The following is a 17,968-nucleotide window of genomic DNA, read 5'->3' as shown; positions in this document are numbered from 1 at the left end:
GAGGAGCACCGAAGATGTATCCCAAGGCACAGGTGGACGGCGAGACCGGCGTCCCGTCCCAGCCTTCGTTCCCCGAGTCGGAAAAGCGCGTCCTCGCGTACTGGGAAGCCGATCGGACCTTCCAGGCGTCGATCGACGCCCGCGACCCCGGCGTCAACGGTTCGAACGAGTACGTCTTCTACGACGGCCCGCCGTTCGCCAACGGTCTCCCGCACTACGGTCACCTGCTCACCGGGTACGTGAAGGACCTGGTGCCGCGTTACCAGACCATGAAGGGCAAGCGTGTCGAGCGCCGCTTCGGCTGGGACACCCACGGCCTGCCCGCCGAACTCGAGGCCATGCGCCAGCTCGGGATCACCGAGAAGTCCGAGATCGACGCGATGGGCATCGACGTCTTCAACGACGCCTGCCGCGAGTCCGTGCTGCGCTACACCGGCGAATGGCAGGACTACGTCACCCGTCAGGCCCGCTGGGTCGACTTCGACAACGACTACAAGACGCTCGACCTGTCCTACATGGAGTCGGTCATCTGGGCGTTCAAGCAGCTGTGGGACAAGGGCCTGGTCTACGAGGGCTACCGCGTCCTGCCCTACTGCTGGCGCGACGAGACCCCGCTGTCCAACCACGAGCTGCGCATGGACGACGACGTCTACGCCAGCCGCCAGGACCCGGCCGTCACGGTCGGTTTCCGCTTGGAGGGCAACGACAACGAGCTCGACGGCACGTACCTGCTGATCTGGACCACGACCCCGTGGACGCTGCCGTCCAACCTGGCGACCGCGGTGCACCCGGACGTGCGGTACGTCGTGGTGGAAAGCGACGGCAAGCGGTTCCTGCTCGCCGAAGCGCGCGTCGCCGCGTACGCCCGCGAGCTCGGTGAGGAGCCGACGGTCGTCGGGCACTACACCGGTACCGAGCTGCTCGGAACCCGTTACGCCCCACCGTTCCCGTACTTCGCCGGGCACGAGAACGCGCACCGCGTGCTGTCCGCGGACTACGTCACCACCGAGGACGGCACCGGTGTCGTCCACATCGCGCCCGCCTACGGTGAAGAGGACAAGGTCGTCACCGACGCGGCGGGCATCGTCCCGGTCACGCCGGTGGACGCGCAGGGCAAGTTCGACGCGACCGTCTCGGATTACGAGGGCCAGCAGGTCTTCGACGCCAACCCGAACATCATCAAGGACCTCAAGAACGGCACCGGTTCGGCCGGCCGTCAGGGCGCGGTGCTGCTGCGTCACGAGACCTACGAGCACCCGTACCCGCACTGCTGGCGCTGCCGGAACCCGCTGATCTACCGCGCCGTCTCGTCGTGGTTCGTCGCGGTGACCGAGATCAAGGACCGGATGGTCGAGCTGAACCAGCAGATCACCTGGTACCCGGAGAACGTCAAGGACGGCCAGTTCGGCAAGTGGCTGGAGAACGCCCGCGACTGGTCGGTCTCCCGCAACCGGTACTTCGGCACGCCGATCCCGGTGTGGCAGTCCGACGACCCGGCGTACCCGCGCACGGACGTGTACGGCTCGCTCGACGAGATCGAGCGTGATTTCGGCGTGCGGCTGGAGAACCTGCACCGGCCGTTCATCGACGAGCTGACCCGGCCCAACCCGGACGACCCGACCGGGAAGTCCACCATGCGCCGGATCGAGGACGTGCTGGACGTCTGGTTCGACTCGGGCTCGATGCCGTACGCGCAGGTGCACTACCCGTTCGAGAACACCGAGTGGTTCGAGCACCACTACCCGGGCGACTTCATCGTCGAGTACATCGGGCAGACGCGCGGCTGGTTCTACGTCCTGCACGTGCTGGCGACCGCGCTGTTCGACCGGCCGGCGTTCCGCACCTGCATCTCGCACGGCATCGTGCTCGGCTCGGACGGCCAGAAGATGTCCAAGTCGCTGCGCAACTACCCGGACGTCAACGAGGTCTTCGACCGCGACGGCTCCGACGCGATGCGCTGGTACCTAATGGCGAGCCCGATCCTGCGCGGCGGGAACCTGGTCGTCACCGACAAGGGCATCCGCGACGCCGTCCGCCAGGCCGTGCTGCCGCTGTGGAACTCGTACTACTTCCTCGCGCTCTACGCGAACGCCGAGGGCGTGGAAGGCCAGTGGCGCACGGATTCGAAGCACATCCTCGACCGGTATGTGCTGGCGAAGACGCACGAACTGGTGACCGACGTCGAGCACGCGCTCGACACCTACGACGTCGCCGGTGCCTGCTCGACCGTCCGCGACTTCCTCGAGGTGCTGACGAACTGGTACGTGCGCCGCTCGCGTGACCGGTTCTGGGCGGGCGAGCAGGACGCGATCGACACCTTGCACACCGTGCTGGAGGTGACGTCGCGGGTGGTGGCGCCGCTGCTCCCGCTGACCACGGAGGTCGTCTGGCGCGGGCTGACCGGCGGCCGTTCGGTGCACCTGACCGACTGGCCGAACGCGCTCGACCTACCCGCCGACGCGGCGCTGGTGACGGCGATGGACCGGGTGCGCCAGGTGGCGTCTTCGGCGCTGTCGCTGCGGAAGTCGAACAAGCTGCGCGTGCGGCTGCCGCTGGCCAAGCTGGTCGTCGCCGCGCACGAGGCCGACTCGCTGCGCGACTTCACCGACATCCTGCGCGACGAGGTCAACGTCAAATCCGTCGAGCTGACCACGGACGTCGCCGCGCACGGCGGCTTCGAGGTCGCGGTGAACGCCCGTGCGGCCGGACCGCGGCTGGGCAAGGACGTCCAGACGGTGATCAAGGCCGTCAAGGCCGGTGAGTGGACGACGTCCGAGAGCGGCGCCGTCGTGGCGGCCGGGATCGAGCTCGTCGAAGGCGAGTACGACCGGCGTCTGGTCGCCAAGGGCGGCGGCGCGGCCGCGGAACTGCCGGGCGGTGCCGGGCTGGTGCTGCTCGACACCGAGGTGACCGACGAACTGTCGGCCGAGGGCCTGGCCCGTGACCTGGTCCGGGTCGTGCAGCAGGCCCGCCGCGACGCCGGGCTCGACGTCGCCGACCGCATCGCGCTGACGGTCGACGCGCCGGAAGACGTGGTCACGGCCGCGAAGACGCACGAGGAGTTCATCGCTTCGGAGACGTTGGCGACTTCGGTGGCGTACGACGCCGTCGCCGACGGCTCGGCCGGGACGGTTGGGGAGGGCACGAAGGTGACCGTGGCGGTCACCAAGGCCTGACCCACGTGACATGAAAGACCCCTTCATCGCAAATTTTGCGATGAAGGGGTCTTTCATTGCATTACCGATCACCGGGATCACGAAACGGATTCGGAATAGCCGCTTTCCCGCCCTAAACGCGCCTTGCGCGGGGGAAATCGGCAGGCTGGCGCCCGGGGGCGCGCGAGGGGCGCGCCGCACTGGGGGAGAGCGAATCCATGAGTCCTGCCCGGAAAAGAGGGATCCTGATCGGCGCCGCGCTCGGCGTGGTCGCCATCGTGGTGGCCGCGGTGGTGCTGCTGGTCAGGGAGGACCGGGCGCCGGCGGCTTCCGGCGGTGGCCAGGGCGACGCCACCGAGAGCGCGCAGGAGAGCCCGGCGCAGGTGGCAGGGCGGTTCCTGCGGCTGTTCGACACCGGCGACCTGACCACCGCCCCGGTCGACGATCCGGCGGCGGCCACGACCGCCCTGTCCGGAACGCGCACGGCGCTCAACGGGGCATCGGTCAGGACGTCGCTCGGCGAGGTCCCGACGACACCGGGCAACGCGACCACGACGTCGGCCACCTTCCACGTCGCGTGGACCTTCGCGGGCAACAGCGCCTGGAAATACGAGGGCAAGCTTGAGCTGGTGCGCAACGCCGGGAAGTGGGTGGTCCGCTGGGCGATGTCGGTGATCCACCCGAAGCTCGAAGCGGGCCAGCGGCTTTCGCTCGCCCCCGTCGCGGCCAAGCCGATCGTGGCCGACCGCGACGGCAAGGCACTGGTCGGCGGTGACGCGACGGGCGTCGCGCCGATCCTGCAGGGAGCCTTGTCCAAGGTCGCCTCCGGGGAGAACAGCGGCACCGGAGCGACCGTCACCGTGTCGCGCGTCGACGTCTCCGGCAAACCGGTCGAGACACTCTTCGGACAGGCGGCCGAGACGGACAAGCCGCTGGTTTCGACCTTGAGCGTGGCGTCCCAGAACGCCGCTCAGAAGGCCGTCGACGGCTTCGCGGGACCGGCGATCATCGTCGCGATGAAGACCTCGGGCGAGCTGCTGGCGGTCGCGCAGAACGGCGCCGCCGGGAACCAGCCGAAGGCGCTCAACGGCCTGTACTCGCCGGGTTCGGCCTTCAAGATCGCCACGGCGACCGCGGCGCTGCAGCAGGGCGGGGTCTCCGCCGACTCTCCGTTGCCCTGCCCGGGCAGCGAGCAGATCGGGACCCGCACGCTCAAGAACGACAACGGGTTCGACCTGGGGACCGTCTCGCTGAAGACGGCGTTCGCCGCGTCGTGCAACACGACCTTCGGGCGGCTCGCCGGGCAGCTGCCCGCGGACGGCCTCGCGAAGGCCGCGAGCCAGCTCGGCCTCAACGCCGACTTCGAGATCCCCGGACTGGCGACGGAGGCCGGGAAGGTGGAGGCGTCGGGCAGCGGTGACGAGCAGGTCGAGGCCGGCATCGGCCAGGGCAGGGTGCAGGTCAGCCCGCTGGGCGCGGCGCTCATGGCCGCGACGGTCGCGGCCGGGAAGCCGGTCGTGCCGAAGCTGTGGCAGGGGCTCGAGACCAAGGTCAACGCCGGGTACCAGGCTCCGCCTGCCGGGGTGCTGAACCAGGTCCGCGCGATGATGCGCGAGGTCTGCACGACGGGGACCGCGAAAGCGTTGAAGGGTAGCGGAGCCGTCTTCGGAAAGACCGGTACGGCGCAGTTCGGCTCGGGCGCCGACGCCAACGGCTGGTTCGTCGGCTATCGCGGCGACGTCGCCTTCGCCGTCATGCTCGAAGGTTCCAACGACTCCAAACCCGCGGTCCAGCTGGCGGCGAAGTTCCTGGCGGGCTGACGCTTCGGCCGCCGCCGAACCGTGCGTCTTCTACGGTGAAGGCATGGAAACGATCGCACTGGCCGAGGTCGCGGCCGTGCTCGCCGATCCGAGCCGCGCGTCGATGTGCCTCGCGCTGCTCGACGGGCGCGCCTGGACGGTGACCGAGTTGGCGGGTGCGGCCGAAGTGGCCGCGTCGACGGCGAGTGAGCACGTGACGAAGCTGACCGACGCCGGGTTCGTCGTGCGGGTCAAACAGGGGAGGCACAGTTACGTCCGGATAGCCGACCCCCGGGTGGCGGAGCTGATCGAGCATTTGGCGCAGCACGCCGAGCACCGGCCGGTGAAGGGACTGCGGTCTTCGGTGCGCGTGAAGCGGCTGGAGTTCGCCAGGACCTGCTACGACCACCTCGCCGGGACGGTCGGTGTGGCACTGCGGGACGGGATGCTCGCCACCGGGCTGATCGACGACGCCGGCGGACTGACGCTGACCGGCCGCGGGCGCGAGGTGCTCGACGGGCTCGGGGTGGAGATCGACGACGGCCGCCGTCCGATGCTGCGTGACTGTCTGGATTGGACAGTGCGCCGTGATCATTTGGCTGGCCGGGTCGCCGCGGCGTTACTGTCTCACGGAGTGAGCGCCGGCTGGTTGTCCCGGGAGGGTAACCGCGCGGTGAAAGTCCTGCCCGCGGCGGAAGAACCGTTCGCCGAACTCGGTGTCGACCTGGTGGCCCTGCGCAGTCCCTAATGGACAGTCTGTAACACAGGTTATCCGGACACTTTTCGACCGGTACACGAACGTGTGACGATCACCGCCTCACTATTCTGGAGCCCTCACGGCGACCGGAACGGGAGGCGACATGGAGCAGCTCCCGCTCATCCTCGGTACCGGTGGCGCGGTGCTTCTTGTCGCCGTGATCGCCGTCCGGGTGTCGATCCGGGTCGGCCTTCCTTCGCTGCTGCTGTACCTGGGGATGGGGGTCCTGCTCGGCGAAGCCGGGTTCGGCATCCAGTACGACAACCCCGAGCTCACCCAGTCGCTCGGCCTCGCCGCGCTGGTGATGATCCTGTCCGAAGGTGGCCTCACCACCCGGTGGACGGCCGTGAAACCCTCGCTGGGCATCGGAATCGCACTGTCCACAGTGGCCGTCGCGGTGAGCATCGCGGTCACCGGCGCGGCCTTGCACTGGCTGCTGGGCCTGGACTGGCGGATGGCGTTGCTGTGGGGCGCGGTACTCGCCTCCACCGACGCCGCCGCGGTCTTCTCCGTGCTGAGATCGGCGGGGATCGGGAAGCGGCTCGTGGGCGCGCTGGAGATCGAGTCCGGTATCAACGACGCCCCGGCCTACATCGCGGTCGTCGTCCTCGCCGAGGGGGCGACCATCGACTGGTCGCTGCCGCTGCTGGTGGTCTACGAACTCGCCGCCGGCCTGGTGATCGGCCTGGCCTTCGGCTGGGGCGGGGCGTTCGCGCTGCGCCGGGCGGCGCTTCCCGCCACCGGCCTGTACCCGCTGGCCACGGTCGCGGTGTGCGTCGTGGCGTACTCGAGCGGGCAGCTCGCCCACGCGTCGGGGCTGCTCGCCACCTACGTCGCGGCCCTGGTGCTGGGGAATTCGAAGCTGCCGCACCGATCGGACACGCTCTCCTTCGCCGAAGGGCTCGGCTGGCTCGCGCAGATCGGCCTGTTCGTGCTGCTCGGCCTGTTCGCCTCGCCGAGCAGGATCTTCGAAAGCCTGGTCCAGGGCCTGGTCGCGGGCGCGGTCGTGTTGCTGCTGGCGCGCCCGCTGTCGGTGCTCCTGTCGGCGCTGCCGTTCAAGATCCCCTGGCGGGAACAGGTGTTCCTGTCCTGGGCCGGGCTGCGCGGCGCGGTCCCGATCGTGCTCGCGCTGATCCCGCTGTCGTCCGGGGTGCCCGGCGCGCAGGAACTGGTCGACGCGGTGTTCGTGCTGGTCATCGTGCTGACGCTGCTCCAGGGGGCGACGCTGACGCCGCTCGCGCGAGCGCTCGGGCTGGCCCAGCACGCCGAAGCACACGAGATCGATGTCGACTCCGCGCCGCTCGACGAGATGGGCGCCGAGCTCCTGCAGGTCCGGATCAACACCGGATCGAAGATGCACGGTGTCTACCTGGCCGAGCTGCGGCTGCCGGTGGGGGCGACGATCAGCCTCCTCGTCCGCGACGGCACCGGCTTCACGCCGAACAAGAACACCCGGCTGCAGGAACGCGACCAGTTACTCGTCGTGACCACCGCCGAAGCCCGCGACGCGGCCGAACGACGCCTGCGGGCGGTCGACCGCGCCGGCCGCCTGGCCAGGTGGAAGGGCGAATCCGGCCAGTAGATCACGAACCGGCACCAGCTGTTCGTCGGTTGATCTCAGAAAATTCTTCCCTTTCGTACTCCCTTTGGATTACTTTCCCCGCAATCGACTCCATCGAATGGGTGAGTGTCGCGGGGTAAGGAGTACGCAAGGTGACGAAACTTCGTGCGCGGTTCGCCGGTCTGGGGGTCGCCGCGACCCTTGTCGGGGTGGTTCTCGCGGCCCCGACGGCGACAGCGGCCGGTGCCTTTCCCGCGTTCGGGCTGCCCTTCGACACGGGCCAATCGGTCTACTCGGCGGGCATCCACTCGGACAACGGGAACTCCGGCGTGAAGAACGCCATCGACTTCAGCCCCGGCGACAAGACCGTTCGCGCCCCGCTGGCGGGCACCGTCCGGATCCAGCACTGCTCCGGCGGCGACTGGGTGACCGTCGACCACGACGGCGGCTGGCGCACCGGCTACTACCACATGGAGAACATTTCGGTCACCGACGGCCAGAAGGTCGAGCCGGGCGACGCACTCGGCCGGACCGGCAACGCGCTGCCCTGCGGTGGCAGCAGCACCGGCGCCCACGTGCACTTCACCTTGTGGACCCTGCCCACGGCCGCCGCCCAGGGCGGCGACTCGCGCGACTTCGGGGTCGGCGCGGGCAACTGGGACGGCAAGTCCTACGACGAGGTCTCGACCAAGGTCGCCGAAGCCTACGGCGAGGCGGTCGACGGCAAGACCTTCGGCGGCTGGCAGTTCACCGCGGGGACCGATCAGTACTCGGGTACCGCGACCGAACTCTCCTCCCGCGCGACCATCGGGCTGCCCGGCCGATTCCGGGTCTGACCTGCCGTTGCCCGGCGCGGCGCGGCGCCGGGCAACGGTGTTTCCCGCTCACCGGGCACGTGAGCGGCGTCTCAAGATGCGGACGAGGGCTGGCTCGATCGGCCGCCCATCCGCTAACTTCGTCCGTAGGTCACGAGTGTCAGCGTCAAGCCCCGGCTAGCTGACCGGCAACCCTCCTTCCGCGGTGGGGTGCCCCGGGTGAGGACCTGGCTCGTCGCGCGGTGCGACGGGCAAGCGCGGGATCCTCGGCGGGTCCCCTGGCCCGGAGGATGACGATGACCCTCGCTCTCGAACGCACCAGCACCCCTGCTGAAACCGTTGCCACGCACGAAATCCCGGCGGTCGCCTGCGCCGATCTGCGGGTTCCGCTGGTCACCGGCGGCGACATCGGCTACGCCAACCTCGATCACGCGGCGAGCGCGCCCTGTCTGGACAAGGTGCGGTCCGCGGTCGACGAGTTCCTGCCCTGGTACGCCAGCGTGCACCGCGGCGCGGGGTTCGCCTCGCAGGTCTCCACCAAGCTCTACGAGCGCACACGCGGAATCCTGCGGGACTTCGTCGACGCGCGATCGACCGACACCGTCGTGTTCACCCGCAACACCACCGATTCCTTCAATCTTCTCGCGCGCAGTCTGCCGAAGCACACGTCGGTCGTCGTGTTCGACACCGAGCACCACGCCGCGCTGCTTCCGTGGAAGGGCCCGAACGTCCGCCGGATCGAGACGCCGCGCACCCGCCTCGCCGCGGTGTCCGCTGTGGACGAAGCGCTCGCGGACTGCCCGCAGGGGCCGCGGCTGGTGGTGCTCACCGGCGCGTCCAACGTGACCGGGGAACTGTTGCCGGTCAAGGAGATCGCGGCCGTCGCGCGGCGGCACGGCGCCCGGATCGCGCTCGACGCGGCGCAGCTCGCGCCGCACCGGAAGATCTCGGTGCGCGAACTCGACGTCGACTACGTCGCGCTGTCGGGCCACAAGCTGTACGCGCCTTTCGGCGCCGGCGCGCTGATCGGCCGCGCGGACTGGCTGCGCGCGGCTCAGCCGTACCTCGCCGGCGGCGGCGCGACGAAGCTCGTCAGCCGTGACTCCGTGGTCTGGAATTCCGGACCTGAGCGGCACGAAGCCGGTTCTCCCAACACTGTCGGCGTCTACGCGCTCGGAGTCGCCTGCGAGACGCTGGCCGCGAACTGGGACGGCATCGTCGCCCACGAAGAGGAACTGCTGGCGCGCCTGCGTCGCGGCCTCGCCGCCATCCCCGGCTTCGCCGAACTGCGCTTGTTCGACGCGCCGGTCGACCGGGTCGGCACGCTCAGCTTCGTCGTCGACGGTTTCGACCCGGGCTGGCTCGCCGCGGTCCTTTCGGCGGAGTACGGAATCGGCGTGCGGGACGGCGCGTTCTGCGCGCACGTGGCGACGAAGCGGCTGATCGCCGTGGCCGGTTCGACGGGGCAGCAGGCCGTGCGCGTGAGCCTCGGCCTCGGCAGCACCACCGAGCACGTGGACCGGATCGTGCTGGCGCTGCGCCAGATCGTCGCCCGCGGCGCGCGCTGGCAGTACGAGAAGCCGGAAGGCCGCTGGGTGCCGGAAAACGATCCGCGCGAACTGCCCCCGTTCTGCGCCTGACCCACTACCCTCACCCCGCATGGGGAACGAACGACCGCGTTACTGGTTTCCGCTGGCGTTACTGGGATTCGCCCAGCTGGCCGTGGTGGCCTTTTCGCTGGGCGGGATCCGCTCCGGGGGCTGGTTCGCTTACGCGCCCGCCGGTGAACGACATTCGTTCGGGTACGTGAGCTTGCACGGCGTCGAGATGAGCCGCGAAACCGCGGCCGCGCTGGACACGTCGTTCGACATCGCAGGCCGGAACGACGGCTGGCTGTTCGCCGTGTTCGCGGTCTACCTCGGCACAGTGCTCTTTTACACCCTTCGGACGAAGACCATGCGGTGGTGGAAGGTCGCCGCGATCGCGCTCGGCGGCCTGGTCGCCATCGCACTGGCCGACCTGGTCGGCTACTGGGAGTTCGACCTCGGCGGGGACACCCGGAGCGCGATCCTGCTGACGATCGGCCTGGTCCTGCTCGCCTGGCTGGACCGCAGCGTGCTGGTGCTGGCCGTGGCCGCGGCTTTCATGCTCTGCGCGGTCGTGCCCGCACGAGGACAGCTCGCGCTGGTGCTGTCGTCGCTGGTCGCGCTCGCCGGGGCGTTCGCGGCCCTGCTGAGCAGGCCGAAGGCGGCCGCCGAGGAGGCCTGAACACGCTCAGTGGACAATGGGGGAGTGAGTACAGAGCCCGAAACGGCGCCACCGTCGCCGCCGCTGCCCAAGAAGCGCGTCGCCGTGGTGTTCGCCGTCGCCGCGGTGCTGTGGGGGATCGACCTCCTCACCAAGCAGATCGCCGTGTCCACGCTGGAGGGCAAACAGCCGGTCGAGTTCCTCGGCGGGCTCGTGTACTTCCAGCTGGTGCGCAACCCCGGTGCCGCCTTCTCGATGGCGACCGGGCTGACCTGGGTGCTCGCGCTGGTCGCGATCGCCGTCGTGATCGCCATCGTCTGGCTGTCCCGGCGCCTGCGCTCGGTCGGCTGGGCGATCGGCCTCGGCCTCGTGCTGGCCGGCGCGCTCGGCAACCTGACCGACCGGATCTTCCGCGCCCCCGGCCCCCTGCAGGGGCACGTGGTCGACATGATCTCCGCCTTCGCGCCGAACGGGCAGGGCTGGGCGATCTTCAACGTCGCCGACTCCGCGATCTGCGTCGGCGGTGTGCTCATCGTGGTTCTTTCCTTGCTGGGCAAGGACTACGACGGAACATCCACAAAGGACAAGAAGAAGGCGGCGACCGAATGAGCGCGCGCATGCTGCCCGTCCCCGACGGGCTCGACGGAATGCGCGTCGACGCGGGGCTGGCGAAGCTGCTGGGACTCTCCCGCACCGTCGTGGCGGAACTGGCCGAATCCGGCGAGATCCTCCTCGACGGCAGGCCCGCCGGGAAGTCGGACCGGCTGACCGCCGGCGGGCTGCTCGAAGTGACGCTGCCCGATCCGGCGTCGGCGGTCGAGGTCGTCGCGGAGCCTGTCGAGGGCATGAAGATCCTGCACGACGATGACGACATCGTGGTGATCTCGAAGCCGGTCGGCGTCGCCGTGCACCCGAGCCCCGGCTGGACCGGGCCGACCGTCGTCGGCGGGCTCGCCGCCGCCGGGCTGCGCATCGCGACCTCGGGCGCGGCCGAACGCCAGGGTGTCGTGCACCGGCTGGACGCCGGCACGACCGGCGTGATGGTCGTGGCGAAGAGCGAGCACGCGTACACCGTGCTGAAGCGGGCGTTCAAGGAACGCACCGTCGACAAGGGCTACCACGCCATCGTGCAGGGCCACCCGGACCCGACGCGCGGCACCATCGACGCGCCGATCGACCGGCACCCCCGGCACGACTACAAGTTCGCCGTCGTCCAGGGCGGGCGGCCGAGCGTCACGCATTACGAGGTCGTCGAGGCCTTCCGTGCCGCTTCGCTGGCGCAGATCAAGCTGGAGACCGGCCGCACGCACCAGATCCGCGTGCACTTCTCGGCGCTCAAGCACCCGTGCGTCGGTGACCTGACCTACGGCGCCGACCCCGTGCTGGCGCGCAAGCTCGGGCTTTCGCGGCAGTGGCTGCACGCGAAGACGCTCGCCTTCGCGCACCCGGCCGACGGGCGCTGGGTCGAGTTCGAGTCGGAGTACCCGGACGACCTGGCGAACGCGCTGCGGATCCTGCAGGACGAGAACTAGCCCCTCGCCGCATTTAGTCCTCTGAATGCGGGACGGATACGTGAAGGACCCCTTCATTGCGTCTAGCGCAGTGAAGGGGTCCTTCACGTACTTGAGGGGGTGCTGGATGTCATGAAAGGGTCGTTCAGGACGAAATATGTCCTGAACGACCCTTTCATGACATCCGGGGAGTCGCGAAGGTCGAGTTCCCTCGGCTGAGCCGCGTGAAGGGGTCCTTCACGCGCAACCGTTGTGGCGTGTGGTTCTTCCGTGACCGTTAAGGCGATCGGCGGGCCGTGAAGGCCTCCTTCACAACCCTGAGGGTAGGAAAGGAGGCCTTCACTACCGTTGCCTCATTGCGTCCTGAAGAGCCGCATTTAGTCCTCTAAATGCGGAGACAGCGGGCGCGTCAGTCCTCGATCGACCAGGTCAGCGTGCGCTCGTCCGGTTCCGGCCGCGGCGACCAGCGCACGGCGACCACGCGGGTGGCGTCCGGCAGCACGTAGACGGTGTGCCCGCCGAGGGTCTCGCCGGGCCGGACGCCGATCTTGTGCGGCGGCCGCGACGTCAGCGAGACCGGCGCCTTCGCGATCGGCTTGCCGTCCGCGGTGAGCAGTTCGAGGTAGTTGTCCGGAAGCGACACGAACGGGATGTTGCCGCGGTTGGTGATCTCGGTGTGCACCACGACCGACCGTTCCCCGGCCTCCAGCGAGTAGCCCGCCGCGCTGAACAGGTAGTCCGCCGGGTCCTGGACCTCGAGCAGCTGGACGGTGAGCTGCTCGCCTTCCAGGCCCTGGGTCTCCATCACGTCGCCGGTCCGGCCCTTCTTGCCCTCCGGGGCGGCCTGCGGGGTCACCTGCTGCTCGTCGCCGCGTGCCCACGAGGCGGTCTGGGGGACGCCCCAGGTGCTCATCACCGGGTCGGCGGGCGTCATCGGCGGCGGGGCGAACTGCTGCTGCGGCGGGGCGGGCGGACGCGGCGGGGGCTGCGGCGGCGCCATCGGCTGGCGCACCGGGGCCGACGGCGGACCGGGGTAGCGGCCCGACGGCGTGCCGTGCACGTTGTACGCGCCCGAAGGCGTCCCCTGGACGTTGTACGGACCCGAGGGCGTGCCCTGGATGTTGTGCGGCCCGGAGTGCCCCGGCGGACGCTGAGGCTGTTGCGGGGGCTGCTGCGCCCAGGAGGGCGGGGCGCTCGAGATGGCGGCCCGCAGCCCGTTCGGGTCGCTCTCCACACCCACGAGCAGCGGCAACCCGCTGCCCGAGAGGGCCACCAGGCGGTACGCGACCTCGCGTGGATCCATCCCGACCTTCGCCGCGAGTTCGTGTACGGCCGCCTTGCCCAGGTCCGCGAGGGCGGCGAGCAGGCGGATGTCCACGGGATCGGTCACGGCCACGTCCGGGAACGCTACCGTCTCGCCTCCGGCGCCGCGGGGAGAGGCCGCCCGAGCGCGGCAAAACCCGGCTTCGGTAGTACTCGCTCTCCATTAGGGTCGGGGATACCGCCTCCATCGACCACTGGGGAAAGCAAACATGAGCCAAGTCTCCGCCCTCGCCGACGAGTTCGTCGAAGCCCTCTTCGACGCCGAGCCGGTCATGCCCGCTTTGCAGGGCTTCCGTCCGGAATCGACCGGCCTCACCGATCTCAGCGAGGCCGCGGGAGACGCTTTCCGCGCGCGGCTTGCCGGGCTCGCCGAGCGGGCCGAGGCACTCGCCACCGACGGGTTGAGCGCGGAGGAGAAGACCACCCGTGACGTCCTGATCGCGATGGCGCGGGCGAGGATCGCCCTGCTGGACTCGCGGTTCGTCGAGTTCACCATCAGCGACCTGTTCATCTCGCCAGCCGCCGAGGTGCTCACCGTGCTGCCGATGATGTCGGTCGGGACGGGCGCGCAGGCCGACGCCCACCTCGGGCGGATCGCCGCGATCCCGGAGTACCTGCGGCAGGCCGCGCAGCGGCACCGGGACGGCGTCGCCCGCGGCCTGGTCCCGGTCGCCTACCTGGTCGACGCCGCCGTCGCGTACCTCGACCGGCATCTCGCCGACCCCTCGGCCGATCCGCTGCTGCGCCAGCCCGCGCCCGACGAGGGCTTCGAGACCCGCCGCGCCGAACTGCTGCGCGACGTCGTCCGTCCCGCGATCGCCGAGTACCGGGAGGTGCTCGCGAAGGAGATCGCCCCGCACGGCCGTCCCGAGGACAAGCCCGGCGTCTGCTGGCTGCCCGACGGCGAGCGCCTCTACGCCCTGCTCGCCGAGATGCACACCACGACCGTCCGCACCCCGCGGGAGCTGCACCAGACCGGTCTCGACGTGATCGCCGGCCTCGCCGACGAGTACCGCGAGTACGGCTCACGGGTCTTCGGCACCAGCGACCTGCAGGAGATCTTCAGCAAGCTCCGCAGCGACCCGGACCTGCGCTGGTCCAGCGCCGAGGAGATGCTCGACTCCGCCCGCGCGGCCATCACCAGGGCCGAGGCCGAGGCGCCGAACTGGTTCGGCCGGATCCCGCCGCAGCCGTGGACGGTCGAGCCGGTACCCGCCGAATCCGCGCCCGGCGCGCCCGCCGCGTACTACATGTGGGCCGCCGTCGACGGCTCCCGGCCGGGTATCTACTTCGCCAACACCCACAAGGCGGAGGAGCGGTTCCGGCACGCGGCCGAGGCGACGGCCTTCCACGAGGCCATCCCCGGCCACCACTTCCAGCTGAGCCTCGCGCAGGGCCTCACCGAGCTCCCGTTGCTCCGCCGCGTCGGTGACTTCACCGCGTACGCCGAGGGCTGGGGCCTGTACACCGAGCGCCTTGCCGACGAAATGGGCCTGTACTCCGACGACGTCGCGAAGCTCGGCATGCTGACCATGGATTCGATGCGTGCCGGACGGCTGGTCGTCGACACCGGGCTGCACGCGCTGGGCTGGAGCCGCCGCCAGGCCATCGACTTCCTCACCGAGAACACGCCGATGGCGCTCGTGGAGATCGAGTCCGAAGTGGACCGGTACATCGCCTTCCCCGGCCAGGCGCTGTCGTACATGGTGGGACGGCTGGAGATCCAGCGCATCCGCGCCGCGGCCGAGCTGACGCTGGGCAGCCGGTTCGACATCAAGGCCTTCCACGACGTCGTGCTCGGCGGCGGGTCGCTGCCGCTTTCGGTGCTGGACGGCGTGGTCCGCGACTGGGTGAAGGGCCACGGCGACACCCCGAACGGCCTCGCCGAGGAGCTGATGGAGCTCAAGTTCGAGGAGCTTCCGCTGTGGCGCTCGCTGCTCGGCCTCCCCGGCGACGAAGGCGCGTTGCCCGACCCGAGCGCGGAGGCCGCGGCCGCACAGCGTGCGTCGGCGGTCGCCATCGCCGAACGGGCCGAAGCCCTTGCCACCGAAGGACTTTCCCCGGCCGAGGCGGTCACCCGCGAGGTCGTGATCCAGCAGGCGAAGGCGATGGTCGACGTCATCGATTCGCGGGCCTCGGAGTTCTCGGTCAGCGATGGGCTCGCCTCGCCCGCGCTGTTCATGCTCAACGAACTTTCGGTGCTGTCGCTGAACGACGAGGAAAAGGTCCGCGGTTACCTGAAGCGGCTGGAAGGCCTGGGCGCCTACCTCGACGCCCTGATCGTGCGCCAGCGCGCGGCCGCGGCCGACGGGCTCGTCCCGCCCGGCTTCCTCGTCGAAGGCGGGATCGCTTACGTGGAGCGCTATCTCGGCGACGAGGCGGGGGATCCGCTGGCGCTCACCGCGTCCGTTTCCGTGGACGGCTACGAGGCCGAACGTGACCAGCTGCTCGCCGAGGTCGTCCGGCCCGCCTACAAGCGGTATCGCGATTTCCTCGCCGACGAGCTGCGTCCCGTGGCGAAGCCCGAAACCGAGCCGGGTCTCTGCGCGCTTCCCGGCGGGCAGGAGAAGTACGCCGCGCTGATCCGGGCGCACACGTCCACCGAGCGCACCGCGCGGGATCTGCACGACACCGGCCTCGACATGATCGCGAAACTGGCCGACCAGTACCGCGAGCTGGGCGAGAAGATCTTCGGCACCAAGGATCTCGACGAGATCTTCGAACGGCTGCGCACCGACCCGGCGCTGCGCTGGCGAGACGGCGACGAACTGCTCGACGCCGCGCGTGACGCCATCACCCGCGCCGAAGCCGTCGCGCCGGAGTGGTTCTCGACCGTGCCCGAGGAGCGGTGCCAGGTCGAGCCGGTTCCGCCCGCGGAGGCGCCCGGCGGCACGCTGGCGTACTACATCGAGGCGGCGCTCGACGGTTCGCGGCCGGGCACCTACTACGCGAACACCTACGAGGCCGAGCAGCGCCCGAAGCACACGAGCGAGGCGATCGCCTTCCACGAAGCCGTTCCGGGGCACCACTTCCAGATCTGCATCGCGCACAAGCTCAAGGGCCTGCCCATGTTGCGCGGGCACGCCGACGTCAACGCCTACGTCGAAGGCTGGGGTCTCTACTCGGAGCGCCTCGCCGACGAGATGGGCCTGTACTCGAGCGACCTGACCAGGTTCGGCATGCTCACCCAGGATTCGATGCGCGCCGGACGGCTGGTCGTCGACACCGGGATGCACGCGCTCGGCTGGAGCCGTCAGCAGGCCGTCGACTACCTGGCCGAGAACACGCCGATGGCCAGGGTGGAGATCGAGGCCGAGATCGACCGCTACGCCGCCGTCCCCGGGCAGGCGCTGTCGTACATGGTGGGACGCCTGGAGATCGAACGGATCCGCGCCGAGGCCGAGGCCGCGCTCGGGGACCGGTTCGACATCAAGGGCTTCCACGAGGTCGTGCTGAGCAACGGGATCCTGCCGCTGGCGGTGCTGGACGACGTGGTGAAGGGCTGGGTGGCCGCGCAGTGAGCCGGAACACACGCGAAGTACGCGCTCCCGGCGCATACTGTCGCTAAGCGAGCGCTCAGTAACTCGATGAGGAGATGCGGATGAGGATCGGGACCGCGATCAGCTACGCCGGCGGGTTCGCCGAGAGCGTGGCCGACATCGTCGAACTGGAGAAGGCCGGGCTGGACATCGTCTTCGTCCCCGAGGCCTATTCGTTCGACGCGGTCAGCCAGCTCGGCTACGTCGCGGCGAAGACCGATCGCGTCCAGATCGCGTCGGGCATCTTCCAGATCTACACGCGGACGCCGACGCTGACCGCGATGACCGCCGCCGGGCTCGACTTCGTGTCCGACGGCCGGTTCACGCTCGGCATCGGCGCCTCCGGTCCGCAGGTCATCGAGGGTTTCCACGGCGTGAAGTACGACGCGCCGCTCGGGCGCACGCGCGAGATCATCGACATCTGCCGTCAGGTGTGGCGGCGGGAGAAGGTGGTGCACTCCGGTACGCACTACTCGATCCCGCTGCCGCCCGAGCAGGGCACGGGGCTCGGCAAGCCGCTGAAGCTGATCAACCACCCGGTGCGCGAGCGGATCCCGATCCTGCTGGCGTCGATCGGCCCGAAGAACGTCGCGCTCACCGCCGAACTCGCCGAGGGCTGGGAGCCGATCTTCTTCCACCCCGAGAAGGCCGCGGACGTCTGGGGCGCGTCGCTGGCCGAGGGCAAGGCGAAGCGCGACCCGTCGCTGGGCGAGCTGGACACCTTCGTCGGCACCGCGCTGGCGATCGGTGACGACGTCGAAGGGATGCTGGACCACCTTCGCGGCATGCTGGCGCTCTACATCGGCGGGATGGGCGCGCGCGGCAAGAACTTCTACAACAGTCTCGCTCAGCGGTACGGCTACGAAGCCGAAGCGAAGCTCATCCAGGACCTCTACCTGGACGGCAAGAAGGAAGAGGCCGCCGCGGCGGTGCCGAAGGAATTGATCAGGGCGATCTCGCTGATCGGTCCCGAGGGTTACGTCAAGGAGCGGCTGGCCGCCTTCCGCGAGGCCGGTGCGACCACGCTGGTGGTCAACCCGCTGCTGCCCGGGCGCGACGCCCGTGTCGCGCAAGTTTCGAAGCTCCGCGAACTCATCGACTAGGCGCGCAGGGGGAGGTGAACCTCTCACCTGTATCGATACGGTATACTTGACCTGCGCCGGTGTAACCCCTTCGTGGTCAAAAAACGGCCTCCCGGTGGAAAGAGAACGTGAATCACGCCTGAACGGCGGGAAAATCCGCCATTATCAGGAGTGAAAGC

12 protein-coding genes and 1 riboswitch are annotated in these 17,968 nt (G+C 69.6%); of the genes, 11 read left to right on the top strand and 1 reads right to left on the bottom strand.

The genetic code is table 11. The features are described from left to right. Nucleotides 1–14: 14 nt before the first annotated feature. The 9 genes from ileS (at nt 15) to DMC61_RS11770 (ending at nt 11,866) form a co-directional block, all read left to right on the top strand. Nucleotides 15–3,176 (top strand): isoleucine--tRNA ligase, encoded by a 3,162-nt coding sequence (gene ileS, locus DMC61_RS11810; protein WP_125689200.1) that lies wholly within the window; start codon nt 15–17, stop codon nt 3,174–3,176. A gap of 197 nt (nt 3,177–3,373) precedes the next feature. Then, a complete protein-coding gene (locus tag DMC61_RS11805) occupies nt 3,374–4,975 on the top strand; it encodes a penicillin-binding transpeptidase domain-containing protein (RefSeq protein WP_125689198.1) in 1,602 nt (533 codons plus the stop codon). 43 nt (nt 4,976–5,018) lie between these two features. Beyond that, nucleotides 5,019–5,702 carry a helix-turn-helix transcriptional regulator gene (locus tag DMC61_RS11800; RefSeq protein ID WP_125689196.1) on the top strand — a complete coding sequence of 228 codons (684 nt, stop codon included), beginning with the start codon at nt 5,019–5,021 and terminating at the stop codon, nt 5,700–5,702. Between the two features lie 112 nt (nt 5,703–5,814). Further along, nucleotides 5,815–7,293 carry a potassium/proton antiporter gene (locus tag DMC61_RS11795; RefSeq protein ID WP_125689194.1) on the top strand — a complete coding sequence of 493 codons (1,479 nt, stop codon included), beginning with the start codon at nt 5,815–5,817 and terminating at the stop codon, nt 7,291–7,293. Nucleotides 7,294–7,424: 131 nt separating this feature from the next. Next, nucleotides 7,425–8,108: a M23 family metallopeptidase gene (locus DMC61_RS11790; RefSeq protein WP_125689192.1), complete on the top strand. Its 684-nt coding sequence runs from the start codon at nt 7,425–7,427 to the stop codon at nt 8,106–8,108. 128 nt (nt 8,109–8,236) lie between these two features. After that, a riboswitch (SAM riboswitch) is annotated at nt 8,237–8,351 on the top strand. Nucleotides 8,352–8,383: 32 nt separating this feature from the next. Beyond that, complete coding sequence (locus DMC61_RS11785) at nt 8,384–9,727, top strand: aminotransferase class V-fold PLP-dependent enzyme (protein ID WP_125689190.1); 1,344 nt, start codon at nt 8,384–8,386, stop codon at nt 9,725–9,727. A 19-nt stretch (nt 9,728–9,746) separates the two neighbouring features. Continuing rightward, nucleotides 9,747–10,355 carry a hypothetical protein gene (locus DMC61_RS11780; protein WP_125689188.1) on the top strand — a complete coding sequence of 203 codons (609 nt, stop codon included), beginning with the start codon at nt 9,747–9,749 and terminating at the stop codon, nt 10,353–10,355. A 24-nt stretch (nt 10,356–10,379) separates the two neighbouring features. Further along, nucleotides 10,380–10,943, top strand: a complete 564-nt coding sequence (gene lspA, locus DMC61_RS11775) for a signal peptidase II (RefSeq protein ID WP_125689186.1) — start codon at nt 10,380–10,382, stop codon at nt 10,941–10,943. After that, a complete protein-coding gene (locus DMC61_RS11770) occupies nt 10,940–11,866 on the top strand; it encodes an RluA family pseudouridine synthase (protein WP_125689184.1) in 927 nt (308 codons plus the stop codon). The genes lspA and DMC61_RS11770 overlap by 4 nt, the downstream gene beginning before the upstream one ends. 388 nt (nt 11,867–12,254) lie before the next feature. On the opposite strand, the gene DMC61_RS11765 is transcribed toward DMC61_RS11770, so the two are convergent. Further along, a complete protein-coding gene (locus DMC61_RS11765) occupies nt 12,255–13,241 on the bottom strand; it encodes an AsnC family protein (protein ID WP_125689182.1) in 987 nt (328 codons plus the stop codon). A gap of 136 nt (nt 13,242–13,377) precedes the next feature. Between DMC61_RS11765 and DMC61_RS11760 the strand changes: the two genes are divergently transcribed. Continuing rightward, nucleotides 13,378–16,689, top strand: coding sequence for a DUF885 family protein (locus DMC61_RS11760; RefSeq protein ID WP_125689180.1), 3,312 nt, complete (start codon nt 13,378–13,380; stop codon nt 16,687–16,689). Between the two features lie 80 nt (nt 16,690–16,769). Then, a complete protein-coding gene (locus tag DMC61_RS11755; RefSeq protein ID WP_125689178.1) occupies nt 16,770–17,810 on the top strand; it encodes an LLM class F420-dependent oxidoreductase in 1,041 nt (346 codons plus the stop codon). Nucleotides 17,811–17,968: the final 158 nt, after the last annotated feature.

Origin of the sequence: Amycolatopsis sp. WAC 04169, from assembly GCF_003947535.1 — a bacterium.
GTDB classification, from domain to species: domain Bacteria; phylum Actinomycetota; class Actinomycetes; order Mycobacteriales; family Pseudonocardiaceae; genus Amycolatopsis; species Amycolatopsis keratiniphila.
This window is presented reverse-complemented; position numbering and strand designations above follow the sequence as displayed.